The sequence below is a fragment of the Elioraea sp. Yellowstone genome (assembly GCF_006704265.1).
Taxonomy (GTDB): Bacteria; Pseudomonadota; Alphaproteobacteria; order Acetobacterales; family Acetobacteraceae; genus Elioraea.
Map to the genome: position 1 here is coordinate 1 of NZ_VIKA01000249.1, position 2,707 is coordinate 2,707.

The 2,707-nt window shown below is 76.7% G+C and carries 3 protein-coding genes; 2 read left to right on the forward strand and 1 reads right to left on the reverse strand.

The genetic code is table 11. From position 1 onward, the window contains the following. Positions 1-85: 85 nt before the first annotated feature. Positions 86-1,087 carry an SIS domain-containing protein gene (locus FK498_RS18320; RefSeq protein ID WP_370510919.1) on the reverse strand — a complete coding sequence of 334 codons (1,002 nt, stop codon included), beginning with the start codon at positions 1,085-1,087 and terminating at the stop codon, positions 86-88. A 275-nt stretch (positions 1,088-1,362) separates the two neighbouring features. Here FK498_RS18320 and FK498_RS18325 point away from each other — a divergent pair, with 275 nt between their 5' ends. Together FK498_RS18325 and FK498_RS18330 are read left to right on the forward strand one after the other, a co-directional pair. After that, complete coding sequence (locus FK498_RS18325; protein ID WP_141857099.1) at positions 1,363-2,322, forward strand: hypothetical protein; 960 nt, start codon at positions 1,363-1,365, stop codon at positions 2,320-2,322. A gap of 42 nt (positions 2,323-2,364) precedes the next feature. Further along, positions 2,365-2,707 (forward strand): hypothetical protein (locus FK498_RS18330; RefSeq protein ID WP_141857101.1); only part of this gene is annotated, 343 nt, incomplete at its 3' end.

Consider the following 2,707-nt stretch of genomic DNA (forward strand, 5'->3'; position numbering starts at 1 on the left):
GCGCGCAGGGCGAGCGCGCGGGCACGGCCCGCGCGCGGCCGGTCCGGCGCTGCCGGCATCTCGGGACGGGGCGCGGCGAGGCCGCTCACGCCACCCCCGCGCGCAGCAGGTCGTGGACGTGCAGGATGCCGACGGGACGGCCCACCTCGACCACGAACAGCGCGGTGATGCGGCGCTCGTTCATCTCCCGCAGCGCCTCGGCCGCCAGGGCCTCCGCGCCGATCGTGCGCGGGTTGCGCGTCATCACCTCCTCGGCGCGCCGCTCGAGCAGCCTCGGCTCCATGTGCCGGCGCAGGTCGCCGTCGGTGATGACGCCGACGAGCCGCCCCTCGGCGTCCGTCAGGCCGAGGCAGCCGAAGCGGTGCGCCGTCATCCTGACCAACGCCTCGTCCATCCGCGTCGCGGTCGGCGCGAGCGGGATCTCGGCCCCCGTGTGCATCAGCTCGCGCACGTGCAGGAGCCGCCGCCCGAGCTTCCCGCCGGGATGGAGGACGCGGAAGTCGGTGGCGGTGAAGCCCTTGCGGGCGAGCAGGGCGACCGCGATCGCATCCCCGAGCGCGAGCATCAGCGTGGTCGAGGTGGTCGGCGCGAGCCCCATCGGACAGGCCTCCGGCGCGGCGGGCAGGACCAGCGCGACATCGGCGTGGCGGGCGAGCGTGCCCTCGGCCCGGCCGGTCACCGCGACCAGCGGGATCGCGAAGCGGCGCGCATAGGCGAGGATGTCGGAGAGCTCGGGCGTCTCGCCCGAGTTGGAGAGCGCGAGCACCGCGTCCGCCCGCGTGATCATGCCGAGATCGCCGTGGCTCGCCTCGGCCGGGTGGACGAACAGCGCGGGCGAGCCGGTGGAGGCGAGCGTGGCGGCGATCTTGCGCCCGACATGGCCGGACTTGCCCATGCCGGTGACGACGATCCGGCCCGTCACCGCCGCGAGGAGGTCGAGGGCGCGGCCGAAGGCGCCGTCCAGCCCGGCGGCGAGCGCGGCCAGCGCGGCCGCCTCGGTCTCGAGCACGCGGCGCGCCTCGGCGATGTCGGCCGCGTGGGCGGGCGCCGAGTCGGCCCGGTCTTCGGCGACGGCGATGCGGTTCATCATGGATCCCTGTGTTGGTGTAGGCCTTCGGGGCGCGCCGGGTCAACGAAGCAGGACGCGTATCAGGCAAGACCTGTGCCAGAGCACGCGAGAGTGTGAAGGCCCCCCTTCCCCGACCCCGCCGGCCGGCATGCGCCCGGCGCCCCCGCTCCGCGCCCCCTCGCCGCCCGGGATGCGGCGCGATCGCGACCCGCCGGACCTGCCGCGCCCGGCTTTCCGCTTGCGGATCGCTCCGGCAGCCCGTATAAACCGGAGTCGCAACGGAAGGAGAGGCCATGCGGCGGCGCGCGACGGCAGGACTGCTCGGCGCCGCGGCGCTCGTCCTCGGCGCCTGCACGGCGGCCCCCTCGGCCGAGGTGCGGCTGTTCCGCGACAGCGTCGCCGCGATCGACCAGGCCGGCCAGCCGCTGCTCGACGATCTCGCGCTCGCGGAACGCGCGGCCTACCGCGCGGCGCTGCGCGAGAAGGCGCAGGCGAACTCGGCGGCCGAGGCGCGCGGGCGGCCGCCCGCGGGCGAGGAGCGCTGGGTCGGCCGGCCGCTCGGCCCGGGCTTCGTGCGCGACCTGCGCGTGCCGGATGCGCCCTTCGAGGCATCGATCGGCGATCCGCCGGGCACCGCGGCGCTGCGCGCCGGGCTCGGCACCGTCACCGCCCTCTCGGCCGCGCTGGTCGGGCTCACCGACGGCACGAACGCGGATGCCGCGGCGGACGACCTCGTCCGCTCGGTCGCCGCCCTCTCCGATCTGGTCGCCGCCGGCGGCGCGCTGGTCGGCACGCCGCTCGCCACGGCCGGGCTGAAGGCGGCGATCGAGGAGCTGCGGGGGCTCGCGCGCCGCCTCGCCGACGAGCTGAACGCGCGGCGCGCGCGCGAGCTGATCCTCGAGAACGAGCGCCAGGTCGAGGCGCTGCTCGCCGGGCTGAGGGACGCCGTGCCGGCGATGTGGAGCGTGCTGACCAGCGACCTGCAGATCACGATCACCGCCAATCCGCGCATGGCCGAGAGCGAGCTGCGCGCGGCGGTGGCGCGCGCCGAGGCCTATCGCCGCCTGCTCAGCGACTACGCGGTGCTGATCGAGCGCGCGCAGGCGGCCTGGCGCGGCGCGGTCGCGGCGGCGCGCACCCCCGGCAGCCTGACGCTCGCGGCGGTGGCCGAGAACGCCGCGCGGCTGCGCGCCGACCTGGAGGCGATCCGGCGCGCCCAGGCGGCGCTCAGGAGCGGGCAGCTCAGCCCATGACCGGCTCCCGCGCGGCGGGAAGCCCGAGACGGAGGATCACGCATGTCGGTCCATGCCGCGCGCAACGCGCTGTTCGCCTCGCTCGCCACCCTGGCGGAACGGCGCGACACCACCCCCGATGCGGCCGAGAAGGAGGAGATCGCGATCGCGATGCTCGAGGTCCAGAGCGCCATCCGCGACCTCGCGCTGGCCGACCTGCTCGCCTCCGCCCGCGCCGTGGCCGACGCCTCCCAGGCGCTGGAGCAGGCCGTGCGCGCGGCCAGGCGCAAGCCCTTCGACGTCTATCTCGAGCGGCTGCAGCGCCACCTCGCCGCCCTCGACGAGGCGCGCGGCGCGATGCACGAGGTCGATGCGCTGCCGCCCGCGCCCGAGGACGGCGCCGCGC